Origin of the sequence: Paenibacillus sp. FSL R10-2771, assembly GCF_038000205.1 — a bacterium.
Classification (GTDB): Bacteria; Bacillota; Bacilli; order Paenibacillales; family Paenibacillaceae; genus Paenibacillus_AQ; species Paenibacillus_AQ phytohabitans.
On the sequence record NZ_JBBOBM010000001.1, the window covers coordinates 3,409,660 to 3,434,545 of the forward strand.

General features: G+C 51.9%; 21 protein-coding genes. 2 read left to right on the plus strand and 19 right to left on the minus strand.

What is annotated here, in order from left to right; translation table 11 throughout:
- The 16 genes from pssA to NSU14_RS14680 form a co-directional block, all read right to left on the minus strand.
- Positions 1 to 525: a CDP-diacylglycerol--serine O-phosphatidyltransferase gene (gene pssA, locus NSU14_RS14610; RefSeq protein ID WP_042137216.1), complete on the minus strand. Its 525-nt coding sequence runs from the start codon at positions 523 to 525 to the stop codon at positions 1 to 3.
- Positions 526 to 581: 56 nt separating this feature from the next.
- Entirely contained in the window at positions 582 to 2,336 is a 1,755-nt protein-coding gene (locus tag NSU14_RS14615; protein ID WP_340945792.1) for a sensor histidine kinase, read from the minus strand.
- Entirely contained in the window at positions 2,333 to 3,013 is a 681-nt protein-coding gene (locus NSU14_RS14620) for a response regulator transcription factor (RefSeq protein ID WP_340945795.1), read from the minus strand. Before NSU14_RS14620 ends, NSU14_RS14615 begins: the two co-directional genes overlap by 4 nt.
- Positions 3,014 to 3,162: 149 nt before the next feature.
- Complete coding sequence (locus NSU14_RS14625) at positions 3,163 to 5,007, minus strand: ABC transporter ATP-binding protein (protein ID WP_340945797.1); 1,845 nt, start codon at positions 5,005 to 5,007, stop codon at positions 3,163 to 3,165.
- The gene (locus NSU14_RS14630; protein WP_340945800.1) at positions 4,991 to 6,736 is read right to left on the minus strand and encodes an ABC transporter ATP-binding protein; all 1,746 of its coding nucleotides are present in this window, start codon (positions 6,734 to 6,736) and stop codon (positions 4,991 to 4,993) included. The genes NSU14_RS14625 and NSU14_RS14630 overlap by 17 nt, the downstream gene beginning before the upstream one ends.
- 31 nt (positions 6,737 to 6,767) lie before the next feature.
- The gene (locus tag NSU14_RS14635; RefSeq protein WP_340945803.1) at positions 6,768 to 7,253 is read right to left on the minus strand and encodes a nitroreductase family protein; all 486 of its coding nucleotides are present in this window, start codon (positions 7,251 to 7,253) and stop codon (positions 6,768 to 6,770) included.
- Positions 7,240 to 7,575 carry a hypothetical protein gene (locus NSU14_RS14640; protein ID WP_340945806.1) on the minus strand — a complete coding sequence of 112 codons (336 nt, stop codon included), beginning with the start codon at positions 7,573 to 7,575 and terminating at the stop codon, positions 7,240 to 7,242. Before NSU14_RS14640 ends, NSU14_RS14635 begins: the two co-directional genes overlap by 14 nt.
- Before the next feature lie 185 nt (positions 7,576 to 7,760).
- Entirely contained in the window at positions 7,761 to 8,702 is a 942-nt protein-coding gene (locus NSU14_RS14645; RefSeq protein WP_340945808.1) for a ketopantoate reductase family protein, read from the minus strand.
- A gap of 171 nt (positions 8,703 to 8,873) precedes the next feature.
- Positions 8,874 to 11,195, minus strand: a complete 2,322-nt coding sequence (locus NSU14_RS14650; RefSeq protein ID WP_042137202.1) for a universal stress protein — start codon at positions 11,193 to 11,195, stop codon at positions 8,874 to 8,876.
- Between the two features lie 77 nt (positions 11,196 to 11,272).
- A complete protein-coding gene (gene kdpC / locus NSU14_RS14655) occupies positions 11,273 to 11,896 on the minus strand; it encodes a potassium-transporting ATPase subunit KdpC (RefSeq protein WP_042137200.1) in 624 nt (207 codons plus the stop codon).
- Between the two features lie 42 nt (positions 11,897 to 11,938).
- Positions 11,939 to 13,972 (minus strand): potassium-transporting ATPase subunit KdpB, encoded by a 2,034-nt coding sequence (gene kdpB, locus NSU14_RS14660; protein ID WP_076245955.1) that lies wholly within the window; start codon positions 13,970 to 13,972, stop codon positions 11,939 to 11,941.
- 18 nt (positions 13,973 to 13,990) lie between these two features.
- A complete protein-coding gene (gene kdpA / locus NSU14_RS14665) occupies positions 13,991 to 15,667 on the minus strand; it encodes a potassium-transporting ATPase subunit KdpA (RefSeq protein WP_336100154.1) in 1,677 nt (558 codons plus the stop codon).
- A 285-nt stretch (positions 15,668 to 15,952) separates the two neighbouring features.
- Positions 15,953 to 16,030 (minus strand): K(+)-transporting ATPase subunit F, encoded by a 78-nt coding sequence (kdpF, locus tag NSU14_RS35985; RefSeq protein ID WP_144026137.1) that lies wholly within the window; start codon positions 16,028 to 16,030, stop codon positions 15,953 to 15,955.
- A 225-nt stretch (positions 16,031 to 16,255) separates the two neighbouring features.
- Entirely contained in the window at positions 16,256 to 16,582 is a 327-nt protein-coding gene (locus NSU14_RS14670; RefSeq protein ID WP_076245951.1) for a hypothetical protein, read from the minus strand.
- A 229-nt stretch (positions 16,583 to 16,811) separates the two neighbouring features.
- Entirely contained in the window at positions 16,812 to 17,528 is a 717-nt protein-coding gene (locus NSU14_RS14675) for a response regulator (RefSeq protein ID WP_042137193.1), read from the minus strand.
- A complete protein-coding gene (locus NSU14_RS14680; protein WP_340945817.1) occupies positions 17,521 to 20,181 on the minus strand; it encodes a sensor histidine kinase KdpD in 2,661 nt (886 codons plus the stop codon). The genes NSU14_RS14675 and NSU14_RS14680 overlap by 8 nt, the downstream gene beginning before the upstream one ends.
- 225 nt (positions 20,182 to 20,406) lie before the next feature.
- Here NSU14_RS14680 and NSU14_RS14685 point away from each other — a divergent pair, with 225 nt between their 5' ends.
- A complete protein-coding gene (locus NSU14_RS14685) occupies positions 20,407 to 21,390 on the plus strand; it encodes an SHOCT domain-containing protein (protein ID WP_340945820.1) in 984 nt (327 codons plus the stop codon).
- 350 nt (positions 21,391 to 21,740) lie between these two features.
- Positions 21,741 to 22,424: a YitT family protein gene (locus tag NSU14_RS14690; protein WP_231575380.1), complete on the plus strand. Its 684-nt coding sequence runs from the start codon at positions 21,741 to 21,743 to the stop codon at positions 22,422 to 22,424.
- Between the two features lie 58 nt (positions 22,425 to 22,482).
- On the opposite strand, the gene NSU14_RS14695 is transcribed toward NSU14_RS14690, so the two are convergent.
- The 3 genes from NSU14_RS14695 to NSU14_RS14705 form a co-directional block, all read right to left on the minus strand.
- A complete protein-coding gene (locus NSU14_RS14695; RefSeq protein WP_340945823.1) occupies positions 22,483 to 22,902 on the minus strand; it encodes an FMN-binding protein in 420 nt (139 codons plus the stop codon).
- Positions 22,903 to 22,943: 41 nt separating this feature from the next.
- Positions 22,944 to 23,717, minus strand: coding sequence for a flavodoxin family protein (locus tag NSU14_RS14700; RefSeq protein WP_340945826.1), 774 nt, complete (start codon positions 23,715 to 23,717; stop codon positions 22,944 to 22,946).
- Positions 23,718 to 23,976: 259 nt separating this feature from the next.
- Positions 23,977 to 24,885 carry a fumarylacetoacetate hydrolase family protein gene (locus tag NSU14_RS14705; protein WP_340945829.1) on the minus strand — a complete coding sequence of 303 codons (909 nt, stop codon included), beginning with the start codon at positions 24,883 to 24,885 and terminating at the stop codon, positions 23,977 to 23,979.
- Between the last annotated feature and the right edge of the window lies 1 nt (position 24,886).

Consider the following 24,886-nt stretch of genomic DNA (forward strand, 5'->3'; position numbering starts at 1 on the left):
TCACTTCCTGTTGACGAATTTTTTGAACGACGGGAATGGAATCCGGCTTACCATGAGCAGTGACAGCAGCCCCATTACGGCGATGACCAGCTCCGGCTTCATCCGTTCATCCACCAATGCAATCATTGATAAAATAACGCCTGCAGCCGTAATCGGCATCCCCGTGAACCCCTTTGAAGGCGCAGACAGATTAAATCTGGCCAGGCGCAGCGCCCCGCAGATCAGGAATGCAATCGCTGCAACAGGTCCAAGCCACTGCATATTCTCCAGCCTGTACAACAATATGAGGAAGGTTGGAGCAAGCCCAAAGGAAATAATATCTGCCAAAGAGTCCAGTTGTTTGCCGAAATCGCTGGTACAATTGAGCATTCTTGCCAGTAATCCGTCCATGACATCACATATTGCCGCAAGCAGTATCATGAGTAAGGCGAGATTGTAACGTTCTTGAATGGTGAAAAGCAAGGAAACTGATCCAAGTCCCAGGTTTCCCAGTGTGCACATTGAAGGCAGCCAGTTCCATTTCATGCTGTTTCACTCCTTTCTCAAATATAAGAATTCTTGACAGGTTGTAATAAGTCCGTTCAGCCTTCAAAGGTCACACTAAAACAGACGCCGTCCGTTGTGTTTATCACTGCATACCGGCAGCCGTGCATATCCAATATCTGCTTCGTAATCGACAGCCCGAGTCCGGTTCCCCCTGTCAGACGGCTGCGTGAAGCCTCCGCCCGGTAGAAGCGCTCCCAGATCTGCTCCAGCTGATCTTCGGGGATATTCTCACCCTTATTGTGTATGTTGAATGAAAGTGATTTCTCTTGACCCTCCACGGCAACGGTTATTGTACTGCCATGCTCCGCATGTCTGATCGCATTGGTCAGCAGGTTGCTGATTACCTGCTCAATCCAGGACGCATCGGCATAAAGCGGCCGCTCGTTCGCCGGAATAATTACCACATTCAGCTGCTTGTCACCGAGCGAATGTATCAGCTTGTCCGTCACTTTCTCGGTCATTTCACTCAGCATAAAGGAGCTTTTGCGGAGTTTGATGGTTCCGGACTCCAGTTTGGCTAAATCCAGCATATCTTTGACGAGAAACTCCATCTTGTCGGCTTCCTCGATAATGACCTTGATATAATGATCCTGTTTGCCGGCGCTTACCCCATCCTCCAGACCTTCAGCGAATCCCTTGATAATACTGAGCGGTGTCTTCAATTCGTGAGAGGCGCTCGCAAAAAAGTCCTGCTGCATCTGCTCCATTTTCTTCTTCTGCTCCATATCCTCAACCAGCTGCTGATTCGCCTCACGAAGCTCACCCAGTGCAGCATCCAGACTTTGCGACAAAGTGAACATGCTTTTGGACAAGCTGCCCAGCTCATCCTTTTGACGGATCGAAGAATGACCTGTGAAATCCAGCGACACCATCCGTTTGGCGATATTATTGAGCTTAATCAGCGGCCGGGTAACCATCTTGGAATAGAACAGCGACAGGACCAGTATCAGAACAAACCCGCCGATCCCCAGATATAAAAAGAACCAGCGCAGCGCCACATTCGAATCCTTAACATCCTGCAGGGAGGTGACCGTGAATAAGAGCTCTACTTCCCCGTTCGCCTGCTTGACCGGAAGAATGATGATAGAATTCCGGATACCGCTCCAGGGAGCGGTCCACTCCTCTTTCACTATGTTCAGATCACGGAGTTCTTCATTCTGATCAAGTGTCAGAGGAAACCAGTCCTCCAAGGCCTCGAAGAGGATGCCCTGCCGCGGATTCCAGACTTTCAGATCCGGTAATACAAGTTCAGTGATTATCCCGGAAATAGTACTCATCCCATCTTCGGGCTCCTCGCCGATCTGCGGACCGCCTTGCTTCGTAATCGTGAGCGGATAGATCAGATTCCCGGGGTCATTGTCTTCCTCAAGACGTTCGCCCAGGACGGTGACTTGATCATTTTCCTTCAGATTGGCTGCCCTAAGCGGATCCCCGTACTCGTTCATGAACAGGGACATCGGAATCACCTGAATCTTGCCCGCTTCATCCGTCAGCTTCATCCGGAACGGATCCTCGGACTTCATTCGGCCATCCAGCTTCAGAATGACCATTTGAGTCTTATTGCGCAGCATGAAGCGGACCAGTTCGCGGGAAGTACGGCTCCGCCCCCAGGATTCTTCCGTATAGCCCGTCCCGAAGCTCTTGAGATGCTTCTCCACCCTATTCTCCTTCTGACTCTGATAGAAGCTGTCAAAAAACAGCAGCTGGCTCAAGATCACCATCCCGTAAAAACATACGAAAAAGATCACGGTCATCACAAACAGCTTAAAGGTAATTCCGCGTCTTCTCATTCCTCCGCCTCGAACCTGTATCCTGTGCCGATGACCGTACGAATATAGCGGGATTCATAACCCAGCTTGCTGCGCAGTTTCTTGATATGGCTATCCACGACACGGGAGTCTCCTTCAAATTCAATTCCCCAGACCCGGCTGAGGATCGTATCCCGGGAAATCACAATCCCCTTGTTCCGGATCAGCAGCCATAAGAGATCATATTCCTTCGGGGTAAGCTCGACTTCTGCATCCTCTACTTCCAGACGGTGTGCCAGCGTGTTGAAGATCGCCGAACCAAACTTCACAATGCCCGAATCCGGCAGATGTATGCCTTGGGCCCGTTTCATCAGCGCATTTGCCCGGGCCACCAGTACTTTGGGACTGAATGGCTTGGTTACATAATCATCTGCACCTAATTCAAAGCCGTATATTTTGTCGTCATCTGCAGACTTGGCGGTCAGCAGGATAATGGGGATCGCTGATTGCTTGCGGATTTCCCGGCATACCTCAAATCCATTCATCTTGGGCATCATGATATCCAGAATCAGCAGATCCGGCAGAAGTGAATCGAACCAGAGGAGCGCATCCTGTCCGTTGTCGGCTTCGCGCACTTCCCAGCCGTTCTGGATGAAATAATCCGATACCAGTTCACGGATACGCAGCTCATCCTCGACGAGCAGCAATTTTTTCTTCAATGTAGTCCCCGCTTTCCGCCCGTTTATACCACTCAGCATAGTCGAGTGTTATGTCCTTTATGTGCCCTGATTCAAATTTCCCCAAAAAAAGAAGCAGCGCATTGCGCTGCCCTCCTGAAAAGCACCTATTCAAATGTACTGTTGTTGCCTTACCCTGCCTGAACCGCATGCTTGAACTGGCTGTTATACAGCTCATGGTATACACCTTTAAGGGCAAGCAGCTGCTCGTGACTGCCCTGCTCGGCGATCTGACCGCCCTGGATGACGAGAATCCGGTCCGCATCCTGGATCGTACTGAGCCTGTGGGCAATCACGAAGCTGGTCCGGCCCTTCATCAGGGTCCGCATCGCCTGCTGGATATGCATTTCAGTCCGGGTATCGACGCTGCTGGTCGCCTCATCGAGAATAAGGATAGCCGGATCGGCAAGGATGGCACGGGCAATCGTCAGCAGCTGGCGCTGGCCGTGGCTGAGTGTCGTTCCTTCCGTACCCAGCATCGTATCATATCCCTGCGGCAATCTTGCGATGAATCCGTTGACGTTAGCCAGGCTCGCAGCTTCTTCAACCTCGCGGTCGGTAGCGTCCAGACGGCCGAACCGGATATTCTCACGAATTGTTCCTGAGAATACATGCGCGTCCTGCAGTACCATACCTAACTGGCTGCGCAGCTCATTTTTGTTCAGCTCGCGGATATCTCTTCCGTCGATCAGCAGCTCCCCGCTGTTAATTTCGTAGAAGCGGGTCAGCAGGTTAACAATAGTGGTCTTCCCTGCCCCGGTCGGGCCGACGAGTGCGATCTTCTCGCCAGGCTTCGCTTTGAAGCTTACACCGCTCAGAATCGGAGCATCCGCGTGATAGCCGAAGACCACGTCACGGAAAATCACTTCCCCGCACACCCGGGGCAGCTCTTGCGGCTGCTCGCCGGTGTACTCCGAAGGCATATCCATCACTTCGAATACACGCTCCGCTCCGGCAATTGCCGACTGGATCAGATTGTACTGGTTCGCAAGCTCGGATATCGGCCGGCTGAACTGCTTGGCGTAGTTCAGCATACTGACAATAACCCCGACCGTAGCCAGGCCTTTAAATGCCATCCATCCGCCCACACTGGCAATCAGCGCGAAATCCAGATTGTTAATCAGGTTCATGACCGGACCGACCAGCCCGGATACAATCTGCGCCTTAATGCTGACCTTATTGAGTTCACTGCTCATTCCGCGGAATCTTGCCGTTTCCGCTTCTTCTCTGCGGTACTGCTTAATCACCTTCTGGCCGCTGATCGCTTCTTCAATGAAGCCGTTGAGTTCCCCCAGATGCTGTTGCTGGTTCTTGAAATAGATCCGGCTCAAGCCTGTAATCTTACGGCTGGCCAGCAGGACCAGCGGGATCGTCACCAATGCGATAACCGTCAGCGGAACGTTCAGCATCAGCATAATGACCAGTGAGCCGCTTAATGTGATGAGACTGTTCAGCAGCTGGGTAACACTTTGATTCAATGAGTTCGATACGTTGTCGATGTCATTGGTTGCCCGGCTCATCAGCTCGCCATTGGCACGCGTATCGAAGAAGCCTATAGGCAGCTCCTGATATTTAGCGAACAGATCACGCCGCAGCTCGAACACCGTTCTCTGTGACACGGAAGTCATTACATAGGCCTGTACCCAGGAGACGGCGCTGCCGAGCAGGTAAACACCGCCCAGCATGATGCAGAACCGGACGAGCAGCCCATAATCATGGGGAATGATTGCCGAGTCTATCGCTTTTCCGAGCAGGTATGGCCCGATTAGTGCTACTACGGCGTTAAGAATTGTAAATATATAGACCATAATGAGTCCCGTACGCTGACGGTTCAGGTAGGACCAGATACGCTTGATCGTAGCCATGCGGTTCTTCGCGCGAACCTTCGGCACCACAGCTCCGCGGCCGCCGGGTGGCCCCCCGCCGAACCCGCCTGGTCGAACAGGTGCCTGTGCCTGATTAGGATGATTGGACATAAGGCTCCTCCTCTCCCTTCAGCTGCGACTCCCGGATATCCCGGTAAATCCCGCTGTCTGCCATCAGTTCTTTATGGGTGCCCTGGGCAGCAATCCGGCCATTCTCCAGGATCAGGATCCGGTCCGCATCGATGATCGATGATACACGCTGGGCAATCATCACTATGGTGCAGTTCCGAAGTTGAGTCTTCAAAAGCAGACGAATCCTCGCATCCGTTACCGCATCCAGCGCACTGGTGCTGTCATCCATAATCAGAACGGCGGGCTGAATCAGCAGCGCACGAGCGATGGACAGCCGCTGCTTCTGTCCGCCGGACAGATTAACGCCGCGCTGCCCGAGCAGGGTATCATAGCCTTGCGGCAGCGTATTGATAAATCCATGTGCTTCGGCGGCTATAGCTGCCTGCTCTACCTCTGCATCTGTTGCTTCCGGACGGCCGTAGCGGATATTGTCCCTGATGCTGCCGCTGAACAGCAGCGACTGCTGCATTACGAAGCCGATCCGGCTCCGCAGATGATCAATGCCAATCTGCCGGATGTCTGTTCCGTCAATGGCAATAGCTCCGGACAACACCTCATAGAACCGTGGAATCAGGCTGACCAGCGTCGATTTGCCGGCACCGGTAGCCCCCAGAATAGCAACTGTCTCACCGGGGTTCGCAACAAAGCTGATATCCTCCAGCACAAGATTCTCATCTGCCCGGTTATAGGCGAACGAGACATGGTTGAATTCGATCCGGCCATGCGTAATTACATCACTATTCGCCGAAGAAGCTTCTGTAATCTCGCTTGTGGTTGCGAATACTTCATTCACCCGGTCTCCTGACACCTTAGCCCGTGATACGAACGCGAGCATATTGCTCAGCATCATCATGGACATCAGCAGCTGGGTTACATAGTTAATGAATGCGATCAGCTCACCCACCGGCAGCTTGCCGCTCCAGTTCTGCAGCCCGCCGAACCAGAGAACGGCAATAATACTTGCGTTCAGGATAAGCATCATCAGCGGCATGTTGAGCGCCATTAGGCGAATGGCTCTAATTCCGGTATTGGTATAGTCTGTGTTAGCGGCATCGAACCGCTTCTGCTCATGTCCCGCGCGGACAAAAGCTTTGATTACGCGGATGCCGGACAGGTTCTCCTGCAGCACATTGCTTACCCCATCCAGCTTCTCCTGCATTCTTGCAAACAAAGGAAAAGATAGACGGATCAGCACGTATAGCAGAATGAACAGCAGCGGCACCGCAGCCAGCAGGATTAGCGCCAGCGACGGGCTGATCCGGATCGCCATCACCAGACTGCCGATCAGCAGCAGTGGAGACCGTACAAACATCCGTAATATCATCTGCATGAAAGTCTGCAGCTGCACCACATCATTCGTTAAACGGGTGATCAGCGATCCGGTCTTCAGCCGGTCCAGATTCCGGTTAGAGAAGGTCTGGATATGCTCAAACAGCCTGATCCGCAGATCATTTCCGAAATTCTGTGAAGCGATACTTGAAAAAACAGTACAGCCTACACCGCCGACCATACCTATGATTGCAACCCCAAGCATGATCCCGCCTGTTGAAATAATATGCGGCAGATCATTCATCATCAGGCCCTTGTCCACGATGCTGGCCATCAGTGCCGGCTGCAGCAGGTCCATAACAACCTCAACTACCATTAACAGCGGGGCGAGCACGCACCAGAGTACGTACGGCTTCATGAACCCCCTGAGTTTCCACATTCAGGTCACCTTCATCTCATCAGTCGTCCGTTTACGGCAAGTAAGTGATTTTATCAGCAATTGGCGTTCTCTGCTTGGCAGCAGGGATTTCCGCCGGATAGCCTACAGCGAGTACAGCAGTCACATCATGCTCCTGCGGCACGCCTAGAATCTCACGGCCCCGGACCGAAGCGCCCAGGGACGACCAGAACACGCCTGCGCCTGCTTCATGGGCAGCCAGCATGAAATTCTGAATATAGCAGGAGACGGCCATAACGTTCTCATCGCGTTCCATCTGGCTGGCGGCTGGCTTGGAGAGAACGCCAATTAACAATGGAGCACCGCCGAAATCTGTCTTATGGTTCAGCGCGGCTCTTGTCTCGGGTCCAATAAACAGCAGCTCCCAAGGCTCGTTCATCCGGTGGTTCGGAGCATAGCTTGCCGCCTCCAGCCATGTGTTCAGATCCTTCTCGCTGATAGCGTCAGGTTTGAAAGCCTTAATTGTTCTGCGGGTCTGGATGGTATCAATGATTGTCATGGTTTATGTCCACTCCTTCAGTTGTATTCTCTTGTTCTGCCAGAATTTCACGCAGTTCGAACGCCTGGATGAATTCCTGGATGATTCCATCCGTTGCTTTCAGCTCACCGCTGATCACCTGCCTGATAGCTTCGAATTCCGGCTGGTCCAGCTGCTGCATTAAGGTAGAGCGTTTGACATGGAGCCGGTCCAGAAAAGCAATCGCCCGGCCGCGGCGAAAGGTTTGGGCGCTTTGGAAGTTCCTCTTGCCGTCGTCATGGGGATGTCCACAATTCTCTCTGTGCTCTTTGTGCCCTCTATGTTCATATTTACCTTCGCGCATGCTGCTCTCCTCCTTCTTATGTATACATTTGTATACGAATATTACTTGTATACAAATGTATACCCTTATTCAGGGAAGTGTCAAGATGCATAACAAAAACAACTCATAAAGGTCCGCAGCAGCGGTCTCTTCATGAGTTGTTTCTGGTTAGTGCAATTATACGGTATCCCTTACAAATTGGTTCGTCATTTCTGCTCCAGGGCATATTTCGTGAACGTTTGCTGCTTGAAATCATCCCAGGCTGGAGTGGACAGACCCGCTTGCTGTTTAAGCGGCTCAAACGCTTGATACAGTGCGGAAATCTCGCTGAAGGAGCCGTCCACCAGCTTCATGAAAGGCATTTTATGAACAAACTTCATTCCTTGGTAGAGCATTGTTGGATGCCGCTTAACCCCTTTGACAAGTGCTGCCGGATTCGTCTTAATGCCAAGCTTGTCAAGCACGCTGAACCCTTCATCGATCAACGCAACAGCTTGTTTCCAGCGGGCGTTATCCTTTGTTGCTTTTGCCAAGTCGCCGTTATGAAGATAACTGACCGAAGTGATAGCTACAATTGGAACAATATGGCTCAATAGCCAAGCGTTAATATCCTCCGGATAATCAAGCTTGTATTTCGTCTGCCGGAAAGCCTGCGCAAGCTCGGGCTTGAAGGGAACCTCCCCTTCCAGGCTGCCCAGTACCATTTGGACGCCCATACGGATGCTAATTACACGGCCGTTCTTCTCCCGGATCCCTCCGCTAAGCTGAAACCCGAATACTATATTCTGTGGAGTCCGGCTATTCTCCTTGAAGAACCGCTGCATCCCGTGAGTATCTCCGTTATTGCCGACCAGAACAATATTGGTGCTCAGGTTGTCCGCGAGAATCGGCAGCACCGCCGGGAAGTCATTGTACTTCATCACTACGAAGATCAGATCATAGATATCATCCGTCCGCAGTTCAGAAATGACCTTCACCTGGTCTACAGTCGTTTTACGCTGAAAATAATGCCGGATCACCAGTCCGTCCTGCCGCAGCTGAGCCGCTCTCTTCGCCCGGGCGAGCACCGTTACGTCATTACCGCCCCGAACTAGCACATGTGCCAAATAACTGCCGAGTACACCTGCTCCAATAACTAATATCCGCATATTAATCCCCTCTCATCTTCAAACATTTGTTCTTTTCTGAACATCTGTTCATTAGATTATCAGCAGAGGTGATGTTGCGCAATTGCCAATGCGGGCATGTCTGTACATTTATGAACAATGGGCAGGTGATTGTCTATTAATAAGCTTGAGCCCAGGCCCGGCGGATCTTCTTCATTCTACAATCGGGGTGTGAACCGCGACGATCAGCATATCCATATGCCGGGCATGCCGGAGCAGGTAATGGACGAAGCTTTCTTTAAACAATGCACGCCATAGAGGCCTGCGAGACTGGCCGATGATCAGCTGGGTCGTCTGCATTTCATTCATCCGCTGCAGGAGATGCTTATGCAGATGCTTGCGGCTGACGGCCTCGGTAATATCCATGACGCCGCCCAGCCGCTCCGTCAGATGCTTCAGCGTATCAAGCCGCTTCTGCTCTTCTATTGTCCGTATGCGGGTACAATGAACATAATGCACATGCCACTCAGCCTTCAGGCGGTGCGCTATGCGGAAGCCGCGGCGGATTAACCGTTCGGCCTGCGGGCCGGTGTCCACACAGACGAAGATCACTTCCCGTCTGCTCCAGGGACCCCGGAGGGAGGGCTCGCGGTCCCACGCTTCCAGGCGTTCATCCACATCATCGGCAATTTCGCGCAGAGCCAGCTCACGCAGCGCGATCAGATTGCCGATCTTGAAGAAAGACTCCAGCGCCTGATTGACCTTCTCGGCAGCGTATATCTTCCCTTCCCGCATCCGCTGCTGCAGCATCTGCGGGGTAACGTCGATGAGCTCCACCTCACTCGCCATACGCAGGATCGCATCCGGCACAGTCTCGCGGACACGCACTCCCGTTAACTGTTCCACGGCATCATTCAAGCTCTCCAGATGCTGCACATTGACTGTGGTAATGACGGAGATCCCATTCTCCAGCAGTCTGATTACATCCTCATAACGTTTCTTGGTCTGGCTTCCGGGAACATTGGTATGGGCAAGCTCATCCACCAGCACCACCTCGGGATGCCGGGCAAGGATCGCCTCCGTATCCATCTCCGTAAGTTCAGCAGACTGGTAGTGGATCTGTGCTCTGGGGATCGTCGTTAATCCGCCCACCTGCCCCTTCGTTTCCAGCCTGCCATGAGTTTCCAGCAGACCGACTACAACATCAATCCCTCTGTTCAGCAGCAGATTGCCTTCCTGCAGCATTTTGTAGGTTTTGCCCACGCCTGGGGCTGCGCCGATATAGACCTTAAAGGTACCACGGCGGATCTTCTCAATCCGCTGCTCCAGCTCCTGGCTGGTTAAGCGGTGGAAGGGCTCCTCTGTTCCCTTAGGGGCCGAGCGGACCGGCAGAATCCGCTCCCCGTCCCGTTCAGCGCGGTCTGCCATCAGGAACACATCGATGTTCCTCGTCCGCCGCAGGACACGGCTGGCGATGGAGCCATGCCACTTCTCCTGCCAGCGGCTTTTCTGCGAATGGCCCATGACTATCCGTGTGACATTATTCTGAATCGCATAACGCACGAGCAGCGAAGGAAGCAGCCTTAAGCGGAGCAACTCTAACTCTTCAAACCTGGCATTGATCCGTTCCGTCAGCTTGAGAATGGAACGCTTGAAGACCTGCTGATCCTTGGTCAGCGGGCGGCCGCGCACGAGAAATGTAACAATAATCAGGTCACCGTTCAGCCGTTTGGCAATTTGCTGCCCCCTCCGGATATAGAGTGACCCATTCCAGTGATACTGCGCAGAGACAAGAATCCGCTCCGTTGCACCGGAAGGTCCGATCAGCCCCTCGGCTTCCCGGTGTTTCTCCAGAGAATCATTGACCCCTTCTGCCATCAGCCGCAGAGACAGCTCGCGGAGCACGCCAAGATTCCCCCGGCGGGAGAGGGCGGGATGTGCCCCTTCTCCAAGCACCCCTTCCTCCATCCGCTTCAGAATCGTTTCCGGAGAGACATCGATCAGCCGTACCTCATCCGCGAATTCCAGTGTGTTCAGCGGTACGGTATCTTCCGCACGGATACCGGTCATCTCATAGATTCTCTCACCCATTCCTGCAAGCTCATAGACATTAATGGTAGTAATCACGCTGATCCCCTGATCCATCAGATAACGGATGTCCTCCAGCCGTGTCGGGAACCGGGCGCCTTCACGGTTGCGGTGCGCCAGGCCATCGACCAGCAGCACCTCGGGATTACGCTCCAGCAATGCTTCCAGCGGAAGATCCTTCTCTTCCTTCCCGTCCTTCCACCAGTGGATGCTGGGAACCCGTTCCAAATCGCCAAGCTGCTGAACGGTTTCCGCCCGGCCCATGGTTGATACCGCACTGATCACCACATCAATGCCCTGATGCTTCAGGAGCTTGCCTTCCTCCAGCATATGGTAGGTTTTGCCCGATCCGCTGACCGAGCCGATAATAATCTTCAGCCGCCCCCGCTGCAGCTGATAGATGGAATAGAGGATTTCCTCCGGTGACTTGCGTTTATATGGTGCCATAAGTTAACCTCCTTTCTTGCGGCACTAACCGGAAATGACCCTGTCCGTATAGCTTACGGGCAGGGTTCAGACCGGTATTACTTCGCTTTGAGTTCCGTTAATGCCAGATTCAGCTTCAGTACATTGACACGCTTTTCACCGAACAGTCCCAGATCCCGGTCTTCGGTATACTCAGACACCAAGGCTGTAAGTGTCTCTGGAGGAATTCCGCTCAGATTGCTGATTCTGGGAATCTGCACAATCGCTGCAACCGGTGAAATATGAGGATCGAGACCTGAACCGGAGTTCGTGACCAGATCAATTGGCAGCTCACTAACGGGTACACCGGGATTATCCAGCTTCCACTGGGTAATTGAATCGCTTGTGCGCTGCAGCATATCAGGATTTGATGGTCCATAGTTGTTCGAACCCGAGGCTTCAGCCTTATACTCAATGCTGGATACACGGCCCTGGAACAACGCCTGATCCGTGAAATTTTGCCCGATCAGTGTGGAACCGACCACCTGCCCCGCTGAATTCTTCAGCAGGCTCCCGTTGGCCTGCGAAGGCATTAACACTTGGGCGAGAGCGGTAGACGCCAGCGGATATATGATTCCGCAGAGTACAATGAATACTGCGCTTAGCCGTATAATTGTGAAGATATAGGCAGCTTTTGAAGGAGACAGCTGCTCTTCGGCAGTCTCTTTATTGAAATTGGCCATGATGGTATTGCCTCCTTAAGAATTCAATCGTGTCCTAGTTCACTAAATCCATATCCTTACGATCATATCAATCAGCTTGATCCCTGCGAACGGAACAACGACGCCGCCAAGACCGTAGATGACAATATTCCGCGCCAGCAGCTTCGTAGAGCTCATCGGCTTATAGGAGACACCGCGCATAGCTAGCGGAATCAGCAGCGGGATAATGATGGCGTTGAAGATCAGCGCCGAGATAATGGCAGAGCTTGGAGAGCCGAGTCCCATCACATTGAGGGCTTCCATCTCCGGAATCGCCAATGTGAACATCGCCGGGATAATCGCGAAATACTTGGCAATGTCGTTAGCGATACTGAAGGTAGTCAACGCCCCGCGGGTCATCAGCAGCTGCTTCCCGATTGCTACAACCTCAATGATCTTGGAGGGATCAGAATCCAGATCGACCATGTTCGCGGCTTCCTTGGCAGCGGTCGTGCCGCTGTTCATCGCAAGCCCCACATCGGCTTGTGCCAGTGCAGGCGCATCGTTGGTTCCGTCACCGGTCATGGCTACCAGCTTGCCTTCATTCTGCTCGCGGCGGATAACCGCAATCTTGTCCTCCGGTGTACTCTCGGCAATGAAGTCATCGACTCCGGCTTCACGGGCAATGGTAGCCGCCGTCAGCGGATTATCGCCTGTGCACATGATGGTCTTGATCCCCATGCTGCGCAGTTCATCGAAGCGTTCCTTCATGCCGGGTTTAACCGTGTCCTTCAGATAGATCAGCCCGTAGATCCGGTTATCTACTGCAACCGCAAGCGGTGTGCCGCCTAACCGGGCAATCGCATCCGAGTTGCTGTCCAGATCGGCCGGTACTGCACCGCCCTGGGACAGCACCCATTTCTTCACGGAATCCACGGCTCCCTTACGCACCAGGCGTCCGTCGCGCAGATCGATACCGCTCATCCGGGTCTCAGCCTTGAACTCGACGAATGCTCCGCCTTCGGCAAGACTGCCGTCATAGCTGAGCTCCAGCTTCTTGGCCAGCTCCAGTACGGAGCGCCCTTCCGGCGTCTCATCCTTCAGCGAGCTGACCGCCGCCCAGGCGGCCAGCTCAGTGCCTGACTCACCGCCTGCCGTGACGAATTCGCTCGCCATCCGGTTGCCGAAGGTGATCGTCCCGGTTTTATCAAGGATCATTGTGTTGATATCCCCGGCGGCTTCCACCGCTTTACCTGACATTGCCAGCACATTGAACTGGGTAACACGGTCCATCCCGGCAATCCCGATGGCTGACAGCAGTCCGCCGATCGTAGTCGGGATCAGGCAGACCAGGAGAGCAATCATCACGGGGATCTCCAGCTGAACGCCGATGTAATCAGCGATTGGACGCAGCGTAACCACAACGATCAGGAATATAATCGTCAAGCTGATCAGCAGCGTGTTCAGGGCAATTTCATTCGGTGTTTTCTGTCGTTTCGCCCCTTCAACCAGCGAGATCATCCGGTCCAGGAAGGATTCGCCCGGATCACTCGTAATCCGCACCTTGATCTGATCGCTGACTACGCGGGTACCGCCTGTAACTGAGCCGAAGTCCCCACCGGCTTCCTTGATGACAGGTGCCGATTCTCCGGTAATAGCTGATTCATCTACAGAGGCCAAACCTTCAATCACCTCACCGTCACCGGGAATCATTTCCCCCTGACTGACGAGAACAACGTCGCCTTTGCGCAGCTCGGAAGCCGGAACCTGCTTGATCGCTGATCCGGCCAGCTTATTGGCTGTAATGTCCTGCTTCGTTTTTTTGAGCGAATCGGCTTGCGCTTTGCCGCGCCCCTCAGCCAGTGCTTCGGCGAAGTTAGCGAACAGCACCGTGAACAGCAGGATGAAGAATACCGAAATATTGAAACCTACCGAATGCTCCGCATTGAAGTAGCCTGGTGCCAGCACCATAAGCAGTACGATTACCGTGCCAACCTCAACTACGAACATGACCGGATTCTTCATTAACGTAACCGGATTAAGCTTCACTACACTGTCCTTAGCCGCACTTAGTAGGATAGGACCTGTCAGCAGTTTTTTTCTTTGTACAGTACTCATTCTCTTCTCTCCCTCTCCCTACCGTAAAGTCAAATATTCTGCAATTGGACCGAGGACAATGACCGGCAAGAAGGTCAGCGCGCCGATAATCAGCACCGTACCAATCAGTATTCCGGTGAACAGTCCGTTATCCGTACGGAAGGTGCCAATCGTCTCCGGCACCGGCTTCTTGCGCAGCAGGGAGCCGGCGACTGCCAGCATGGCGATAATCGAAACATAGCGTCCCAGCAGCATGACGATACCGGTCGTTATATTCCAGAAGGAAGTATTATCCGCCAATCCTTCAAAGCCCGAGCCGTTATTGGCGGCAGAGGAGACATATTCATACAGGACCTGGGTCATTCCGTGGAATCCGGGGTTGCTGATGCTGCCTTGACCAAGGTCGGTCAGAAAAGCAGCGGCGGTCGGCACCAGAATAATCAGCGGATGAATCAGAATGGCTATGGCAATCAGCTTCATTTCCCTCGCTTCAATCTTCCGTCCGAGGAATTCCGGCGTCCGGCCGACCATCAGCCCGCATAGGAAGACTCCGAGTATTGCATACATCAGCATATTGACCAGCCCGACACCTTTACCGCCAAACACGTTATTCAGCATCATCAGCGTTAGAGGCGTAATGCTGCCGAGCGGCGTCAGCGTATCATGCATATTATTCACACTGCCGGTTGTGGCGGCTGTAGTAACTGTTGTGAACAGAGCGGACTGTGCAATCCCGAACCGCACCTCTTTCCCTTCCATACTGCCTTGCGAGGCATCAATGCCCATCGCGTTAACCGCCGGATTACCCGCACTTTCAGCAGCATAATTCAGTCCCAGCAGCACGACGAACAACGTCATCATCGCACCGAAAATCATCCAGCCCTGGCGTTTGTTCCTGGCAAACTTCCCGTACATGTACGGCAGGGAAGCGGGAAGCAGCCACATGGAGAGAATCTCCAGCACATTGCTCAGCGGGCTGGGATTCTCAAAAGGATGCGCCGAGTTCGCTCCGAAAAAGCCCCCGCCGTTCGTTCCGATATGCTTAATGGATTCCAGTGAGGCAACCGGCCCGATCGCAATCTGCTGGCTCTGCCCCTCGAGCGTCGTAACCTCAAGTGCAGGTTTCAGTGTCTGCGGCACATGAAGCGCAACGAGCGCCAGTGTTACAAGCAGCGCGAGAGGAATGAAGATCCGGATATGCGCTTTGACGAAGTCTTCGAAGAAGTTCCCCACCGAGCTGCGTCCTGTAATCCCTCTGACAAAAGCGACAGCTACCGAGAATCCGCTGGCCGCCGAAGTGAACATCAGCATCGTCATTACAGCCATCTGTGAGAAGTAGGACACGCCTGTCTCCCCGCTGTAATGCTGAAGATTCGTATTGGTGATGAAGCTAATCACCGTATTGAAGGTGAGCGTCTCTTCCATGTTGCCAATCCCGCCCGGGTTGAGCGGAAGCCCCTTCTGCAGCCGCAGAAGGATGTAACTGAATGTTACCAGGGCAATATTCGTTACAATAAAGCTGACTGCATATTTCTTCCAGGACATCCCACCCCGTTGTTTCAGCCCTATCAGACGGTAAATGCCTCTCTCCGTCCCGCCGAAGATCCGGTCTGTCCGGTTCGGTTCTCCCGAGAATACATGATATAGATAAGTTCCTGCCGGTTTCACCAGCAGCACCAGAATTAGAATGACTGCTACAATTTGCACAATACCCACGGATGACCCTCCTCAATATACAAACTAACCTTCATTTCTTTCTTGCCTACTCTCTCTCCATACTGTATCAATAGATTAAAAATCAACGTTATAAGGTAAAGTGACGGAGGGGATATTTGGAACTGTAGGAGCGAATGCGTACGCCTTTGTCAGCGGATTTCCACCGCGATCAGCGGTATAAATCAAGAAATCTGATGACAACAGCGGCCGGAAGTCCAAATATTCACGCAGTCACGACTAACCTTTTTGACACTGATTTTTAGATCTTTTTATACAGCCCCCTTTTTAAAATTTCTCCGGATGAATCAAAGCATAAACCAGATACAGAAACAGGAGTAACGTTGCCGCAAGGACTACCGCCATCACTCATTCCCCCCTTGTTCATCCACCACATGACCGCACCATTGCACAAATGCGTAGAACAAAGCGAATACCGCTGCCAAGGCCACCGTCATATACACATCCATCATTGTCTTTGCCACTCCTCATCCGAATTTATAAGAATCTCTCTCTTGTAACTTCCGGTCTAGCGTAACATTTCTCCCGTTAGTTCAGGGTTAGGGTTTCAGCAGGCGTATTAAGATGACATTAAGAGCGGTAAATATCCTCTCCCAACACCTGATTGACCGCCTGGATAAAAGCCTGATGGCCCCCGTCCGGTTCCATTCTGCGGGGCAGCGCCCGGGCAAGAATCTGTTCCGTCCCCTTCGGATCGAACTCGAAGCTGTCTGTGAGAATCGCCCGAACCTCCTCTGGAGACGCTCCATTAGCGAACCGGTCAGCTGCTTTATATACATCACAGTTCTCATAGCAGCCTTCCTGCTGCAGGCCGATCCAGTCGTATCTCTTTTTGATCAGCACCAGTAATGTTGTTATGACCGTGAGCAGACCGATATTTCTAAACATCAGATCCATGAATATTGCCTTCTTTCTTCTGTGTTTCACTTCCGGTTCAGCTTACCACTCCCGCCATTAGTTCAGGATTAGGGTTTGCTTCAGCGAATTAAGATTTCGTTAAAATGCCGGTAGCGCAGCCGCTCCAGTTAGCCGCCTCCATAGCTGGAACGACAAATAACCATGTCCGTTAAGGACATGGTTAAGGATGTTATTTGGAACCGGAGCTATGCGGATTCCGCCAGCCGGTTCAGATCACCTTGCTGTCGTCTCCCGCCTGAAGCATCCGGTAACCGACACCAATATGTGTCTGGATAATCTTCGGCTGGGAGGGTGTACTCTCGATCTTCTTCCGGAGCGTAGCCATAAATACACGCAGTGCCGGAATATCATACGTATGGCTGCCCCAGATTTCATGCAGGATGTAATTATGGGTCAATACCTTACCCACATTCTTGGCCAGCAGGCACAGCAGCTTATATTCAATCGGTGTCAGATGGATTTCGTCATCCTCCAGCCAGACACAGCCTGCCGAGTAATCGATCCGTAAATTCCCGTTGGTAAAAACAGACGAATCCTTCATCAGCTTCTCGCTGTCCCCCCGGATCCGGCGCAGACTGACCCGTAGCCTGGCCAGCAGCTCCTCCACGCTAAACGGCTTGGTCAGATAATCATCTGCCCCCGCATCGAGCGCTTCAATCTTGTCCCGGTCTTCACTGCGCGCACTGACTACAATAATCGGAATATTGGACCAGGCCCGGACCTTCCGGATAATATCGACACCGTCCATATCGGGCAGTCCCAAATCCAGAATCATGATATCCGGCTGACTGGACACGGCCTCCAGAATCGAAGCTTCCCCTGTCTCCGCCGTATGATATTTATAGCCTTGGGTCTCCAGTGTTGTCGTAATCAGCTTGCGGATAGGTTTGTCATCCTCTACCACAAGTATCAAGGGTTTATTCATGGACATTCACCTCTTCTGCCTGCAGGGTGAAGCTGAATACCGTCCCCTGCGGTGCGTGATCTCGTAATTCAATATTGCCGCCATGGGCGTGGATAATCGACTTGCAGAGTGCCAGCCCTAGGCCTAATCCGCGCCTGCCGTCGCCGCGCACGTTGTCTGCCGTGTAGAACATCTCGAACACCTTGGCTTTGGCTTCAGCTGAAATGCCGGGGCCATCATCAGCAACCTCCACCACTACCCAGCCCGCCTCGCGTCTGGCGGATACCGTTATATGTGACCCGGACTGAGTATATTTGATCGCGTTATCCACCAGATTGATGATGACCTGAATAATCAGCCGTGAATCCATTCTGGCCATGAGCAGCTCATCCTCCAGCCGGATCTCAATGTGATGCTCATCCTTATTGCGGTTTACATGCAGCAGCGCTTCGGCCATCACTTCCTCCAGCAGCTCCGCCTGAAAATTCAGGTGAAGAGCACCGTTATCGATCCGGGTAATGGACAGCAGATTCTCCACCAGATTGATCAGCCACATCGAATCATCGTAGATATCGTTATACAGTTCCTTCTTCTGCTCTTCATTCAGGACCATCGAGTTGCCGATCAGTATGCCCGCATTACCGGAAATACTCGTAAGCGGTGTGCGCAGATCATGTGAAATGCCCCGCAGCAGATTGGTACGCAGCTGTTCCTGCTGGATTTGCAGAGAGATTTCCTTCTGCTTTTCATTCAGCTTATCTTTCTCCAGGGCAAGGGCACATTCACCCAGCATGGCAATCATCAGGCTTTTCTCAAAAACCTCCAGCGGTTCCTCCTGCTCCATTACGATGCCCGCCACCGCAAAGACCGTATCCCCTCCGCGCACCGCATGATACAGACAATGAGCTGCCGAGAACGTATCTGTAGAAGCTCCTGCCCGTTTATTATTCTGCAGCACCCATTCCGCAACCTTGCGTTCATCATCGAAGATATAGCTCTGGGGATCAACTGCAGCTTCCTCCTTGGCAAAAATCAGCGGTTCGGCAAGCTCCCCCTCCACTACCTCATAGACAATTATGCTCCGGTCCAGCAGCTTGACCATTTGCAGTGCCGTTTCGTTGATGATCGCCGGGGTATCCTTGGCCTGCTGCAGCTTCCGGCTTGTCTCCAGCAGAACCTCAGTCCGGTAAGCCTTTTGCGCGGATTCCCTGGCTTGTTCCTTCACCCGCAAGGTCAGTGTGCTCGTAATAAACGAAGCTGAGAACATGACCAGAAAAGTCACCGGGTAACCGGAATCATAGGCCTGCAGAGAGAAAAAAGGAGCAGTAAAGAAATAATTAAAGACAAGCACACTCAAAATCGAAGTAACCGCGCTGTACAGCCGCCCCTTTGTGACCATCGCATCCAGCAGAACACCCAGGATATACACGGTGATAATATTGGCTTCACTGAAGCCGAGATACTTGAACCATAACCCGATCAATGTACAGACCAGCAGGATGCCTATAGTTTTGCCGGTATCAGCCAGCGTCAGAAGCGGAGATTTGGCATATTGCGGGAACTTTTTGTACATGGAAGGCCCATTATCCGGAATAATATAAATATCGATATTCGGAGCGGACGCCGTCAGCTTGTCGACAATGTTAGATTTGGCCGGCCAGCGGGTTTTGTGCTGCGAACGTCCCAGAACGATCTTGGAGACCCGGCTTGTTTTGGCGTATTCGGCAATTTGTCCGGGAACATCCTCCCCGTATACTGTCGCAACCTGTGCCCCGAGCTGCTCTGCCAGCCTCAGATTCTCACGCAGCTCTGCCTTGTTCTTGGCGGTTAATTCTTTCGTCCTCGACGTTTCCACATACAGTGCCGTGAACGTTCCATGCAGGGCGTCGGCCATTCTGGCCGCAGTGCGGATCACCTTCTTGCTGGAGATTGCCGAGGACAGGCAGACCAGTATATGATCCTTCGTATAAAAGGTAGCACTGGCCGCCTTCTCCCCGAGCTGTACGGCAATCCTGTTCAGCTGGTCAGCTGTATAACGCAGAGCAATTTCCCGCAGGGCAAGCAGTTTTTCCGGGATGAACAAACCGGCATGCCTCTGCTGCAGCTGTTCATCCGGGTATATCCGGCCTTTCTTTAAACGGTCGATCAGATCGCCGGGTCCGACATCAACAAACTCCACCAGATCCGCACGGTCAAATACGCTGTCCGGAATACGCTCCAGCACAGGAATACCCGTTATGGAGGTCACGACATCGGTCAGACTCTCTATATGTTCAACATTTACCGTGGTGTATACGTTAATTCCAGCCCGCAGCAGCTCCTCCACATCCTGATATCTTCTTTTGTGGCGGCCGCCCGGAGCATTGATGTGGGCTAGATCATCAACCAGGATCAGCTCTGGCCTTCTGCGGATTGCGAGGTCAATGTCAAACTCCCGGACCCTTTCCCCGTGAATAGATATCTCCAGAGGTGGAAGAAGCTCAAGCCCCGACAGCAGCTCCGCCGTATCTGCTCTGTTATGAGATTCGATAAAGCCCGCGGCCACCTGAATACCTTCCTTTTGTTCTTCATGGGCGGCATAGAGCATAGCACAGGTCTTGCCTGCCCCGGGTGCGTATCCGAAGAATATTTTCAGCCTGCCCCGCTGCTTCTCAGCCGTTGTGTATCCTGCCATTCGAATGGTTCCTTCCTATATGGGCATCATGCCGTGCGTTCGTACTCTTAATGATAGCGTCAGTATAGCATGTGCACAATCAGCATAACATTACGGAATTGGCTGTGGCATTAAGATTGCATTAAGATGAGGGGATGGATGGCAGCATTTAGGAGGTGATCCGCAGGCGGTGCCGAATATTGTAGAGTAGCAAATTTCAACATACCGATTCTAAGGAGATCTGAGATGACAAACGAACAGCAATCCGGACAAGGGACGATGGAGATGATTTTGGCTGGTGCAGTGAAGCTTCCCGGGGTACAAGTAGACCGGAGTGAATTCCTTGCACAGCAGTTTGCCAAATATGATACTTATGGAAATATGAGTACTATTCTGGAGCGAGGACCACTTGAGGCCGGAATCAGCCTATCGGTCATTGACAAACTAGCCAAGACGCTAATTGAAAAGCGTACTATCTTAAGTACAGCAGCTTCCACAGCAGCCGGCCTTCCGGGAGGATTAGCCATGGCGGCGACCATTCCGGCAGACACCCTGCAGTTTTTTGGCGTAGCCATGCGCTTGTCCCAGGAATTAGCCTACCTGTATGGGGGCGCGGATCTGTGGCAAGGCAACACCCCGGACTCGGAGCAGGTTAGCCGTGAGCTTACATTATATCTGGGAGTTATGTTCGGAGTGGCTGGCTCTGCTCCGATGCTGCGAATTCTGAACGCACCTAATTCCCGGCAGCTGCTGAATGAGCAGACCCGGCAAGACTTGGCCCAAACGATGTATTACCCGCTGCTGAAGAAAATCTCCTCTTATATCGGGATTAAAATCACCAAGAAAACCTTTGCCCAAGGCGCATCCAAGTTCATACCTGTTCTGGGCGGACTTCTCTCCGGCGGGATGACCTATTTCTCCATGAAGCCTATGGGGCTCCGCCTGCGGGAAGCTTTGTATGATGCTTGCGATCATTATTCGGAAGCTCAACTGGCGCAGGACAGGGATAAGGTGCAGCGTGCGGTTGCAGATTCGGAGATTAATGTAATTGAAGGTGAATTTTTTGACTTAGGGTTTGATTCGAAGCCAGAGCCGGCAACAACTGCTGCTGCAAGACCGGAGAAATTTAGTGCCGCGGATGAACTGCTGAAATTCAAGCAGCTGCTGGATATGGGCGCAATTACCCAAGAGGAATTCGACCGGAAGAAATCCGAGCTGCTGAACAGCTGATTTCTCGCATGAATCTTGAAGAGCTAGGACCTCTGCTGTGGCAGGAGGCTTAGCTCTTTTTTGTGAGTAAAATTCATGATGCTCTGATCTAAGAAGAAACAGAAGTTAGTAAATATAACATGCATGTTCTTGTTTAATAACAGCCTCTGTTTCGAGAATTGGCGACAAGACTGCACTGCCAGCCCAATATAAAAAGCTAAAAAACTAAACGTATCAAGCGGTACTTTATCCTTTTAAAGTAGATTCGCGAACAAGCGGACGCGCAGCAACGCATGTTTTTGCCGGATTTCCGAACTCCCTTTATAATCATAACATTGATTCAATATAGAGATGGAGTGAGTAAACCTGACATGAATACAATTCAACTGGAGTTCACTGAGCAAAGAAATATCAGGGCCAGCCAGAGATTACAACAAGGAATACTGCAAATCCTCAAGGTGCTGCTGGGCACACTTATCGTGAGCATTGGTGTACTTATCCTCAAGCATTCCGAGATCATCACCGGTGGAACCGTCGGTTTGTCGCTCAGTTTATCCTATTGGTTGGGTACTTCTTTCTCCGTTACGTATCTTCTGGTCAACATCCCCTTTTACGTGCTGTCCCTGTTCAAAATGGGCTGGAAATTCACCGTATCCACGCTGTTCGCTGTCTCTTCATTAAGCCTGATGTCGGCTGCAGCTGCCCGCTTGCCTGAATTCGTACTTCCGGGCTGGTTCGGAGCAGCAATCGGCGGCTCTGTCATGGGTCTCGGGATGTCCTACTTGTTCCTGAACGGCTCATCGCTGGGGGGGAGCAATATCCTGGCTCTAATTTTCCATAAAAAGTTCGGCTGGAATCCGGGGAAAGTTATGTTCGTGCTTGACGGTCTGATCATCACCGGGTCGTTCTACTCCATCGGGCTGTTCAAGGGACTCTACTCCGTTCTTTCGATTGTCATCCTGTCCTTCATGATTCATTTGTTCAAAAGCCGCTTCGCTGCTCCGGCCAAAGCCCCGGCCCAAACCCGTATCCTACCGGCGGCGGAAGCTTCTTAATCGTGTTATTGAAGCAGTCTCAGCCAAGTCAGCGATCCCGAGCACTGATTTATGCTTGTTACCGCTGTGCTTGATCAAGTGCATCTTCTATCGCTTTGAGATAAGCTTTGCTCGTAAGCGTAGCGCCGCTGATACTGTCTACCTGCAGCGATTGAGCCTGGATCACTCTGCCGAACAGCTCTTCCGTAGAAGCCGCAGGCTGATTCTCCGCGTGCTCCAGTAGCTTAATCGCTGTTACTTTCTGCGCTGCAATAGTTACCTGAACCTTATTCGCCCTCCATTTATACATCCCGCCTGCGTATTCACCAACATAATTGCCTGCATGCAGCTGTTTGAAATCCACTTCACCGATTTGAACATTCCGGGCTTCACGCCGCTCTTTCTCCGTGAACAGCCAGCCTGCAGCAAGTCCAACCAATACAATTATAATTACAGAAATGCACATTATGAGCAGGTTGCGTTTCCACTTTGGTTTCACTTACATCACCTCTTATGAATGAATATAACAGTATTCATTCATTATTTTGCATTCTTGGCCATTCTTCTTCCGATCCGATCAAATAGGCGTCCGGCCAGTCTTTTGAAGAGTCCCAGAGGAACTTTATAATAATAAGCCGACTCAAACCAGCCGTTAGCCTTGTAATGCCGATAATCTTTGGACTTGTCATCCAGCATGTTATGAATACTGGTCCGGGACAAGCGGAACAGCATCAGTCTGAACAACGTGGGGGCCCGAGGTGACGAACGCATAAGCCCTTTGTAGAATCTGGCGGCGGCCTTGCGGATTTCCTGTGAATTTTTCTCCCGGGCAGCTTGTGTTATCGGCTCCATCGTATGAAGCACACAGCCACGGGTTACCTGGAAGCCCAGATTCTCCCCCATACTGCTAAGATATTTGACGATACCCTTGCCGCCGTGAATGCCCTGGTTGACGACAGCTGTATAAGTCTTGCCGAAGAACTGTGGCCGATGGAATACATAAGCCAGCCGGTCCAGCAGATTCTTCATCGAGGCCGATACATGGAATGCATAATTCGGAGTGGCCATAATAACGCCGTCGGAGTACTCCATCTTCCCGATCAGCACATCCCGGTCATCTTTGAGCGGACAAAATTCTTCGCCTTTACTGAAGCATACCTTGCAGCCCCGGCAGAATTCAAGCCTGTAATCCTTCAGAAAAATGTACTCAAACTCAATCTCCCCGTATGTCCTTAGCCGAGCTTCAAATTCGCAGACTGCCTTGTACGTGGCATGCTTTTGCTGATTACCAATGATTGCGGTGACTTTCTTCATGACTGTCCCTCCAGAGTAGTGATGAGATCATACTTTCATTTCAGAATTGCGCTTATGAATGAATATATTTATATTCATTCATTTTATATAATAACATAGATATGCCCCATTGTCTGGCCGGATACAGCGTGATCTTGAACGATTTGTGAAGACCTGCTACTTTTTTTATGCTTTCCCGTCTGGCATGTTAAAAAGGCCACAAGCGTTATGCTTATGACCTCATCATCCCCGTATAGTACTCAACCGGGATTAGTCCATACTAAATTGTCATCGTATTCGTCAACCGTCCCAGCTTCTCGATCTCTACGGTTACTGTATCCCCGGCTTGCAGATATACCTGCTGCTCCGGCGGATACCCCAGCATAACGCCTTCCGGAGTACCTGTCATAATCATATCTCCCGGCTCCAGTGTGAAATGCTGTGAAATATAGCTGATAATCTCATCACACTTAAAGATCATATCGGCTGTATTGGATGACTGGCGAAGCTCGCCGTTAACAGTACACGAAATCGCAAGCTGGTTCGGGTCCCCCACTTCATCCGCAGTTACGAGATAAGGGCCGACCGGAGCGAATTTATCACAGGTTTTGCCCAGGAGCCACTGCTGGGTCCGCATCTGCAGATCGCGGGCGGAGAGGTCATTGCCGCAGCAATATCCATAAACATACTTATAGGCTTCCTCCCTGGAGACATTCCGGGCCGTCCGGCCCATCACGATTACAAGCTCGGCCTCATAGTCCACTGTCTGCGAGGCAGCAGGCAGCGGTACCGGCTCCAGATGAGCTGCCAGCGCATTATTGAATTTGCTGAAGAGAATTGGCGTCTGCAGTATAGGAGCATTCGTTTCTTCTGCGTGCTTGCGGTAATTGAGTCCGACACAGATAATTTTACCGGGCCTGGGAACACAGGGGGCAAGCTGCAGCGTGGATTCGTCGAGCAGAACTACGGCATCTGATTCTGGCACAGTTCCGCTTACTGCCTGCCCGGCAAGTCCGTTAAGATGAGATAGCATTTCCAGCCCTCCGGCAATCACGTTCTGCAGTGTTACGGAGCTTGTTCCTTTCAGGTAACCTGATGCTGTCAAAGCATGTTCAACATCCAGTATGCCGGCTTCCGTGTGTACTCCAACGCGGGTAACGCCTTCTTGAATATAGGATAGTAGTTTCATA